At 55.1% G+C, this 356-nt stretch carries 1 protein-coding gene; it reads left to right on the top strand.

The window, feature by feature from the left end:
• Nucleotides 1-356, top strand: a 356-nt coding sequence (locus tag ACTHSP_RS22980) for a Fur family transcriptional regulator (RefSeq protein WP_440347125.1), incomplete at both ends; no start/stop codon positions are given.

Here is a 356-nt window from a genome sequence, read left to right as displayed (position 1 = left end):
CTTGATATTGTTTTGAAACAAAGCGGCGTGATTAAAGCCTACAACGTTCTGTCGCAGATGCAGCAGCAAAGCGAGGGCATGGTTGCGCCGCCGACGGCCTACCGCGCCCTTGATTTTTGGGCGGAGCAGGGCGTTTTGCACAAAGTGGCGGCGGTCAACGGCTATATTCTGTGCAGCCACGCGCAGCACGAGTGCAATGACCATTGCCATGACCACGAAGAAGCCGAAGCGCACCACAGCGCGTTTATTTTGGTTTGCACAGAATGCGGTACGGCAGACGAGCAGACCTTGAGCCAAGAATGGGCGGCATTGCGTGCAGGCGTGGCCGAAACCGGTTTCTCATTAAAAGAAGAACA

Source organism: Neisseria sp. P0001.S005 (assembly GCF_051963715.1).
Note: the sequence above shows the minus strand (reverse complement) of the source record. Positions and strands in the feature narration are given on the sequence as shown.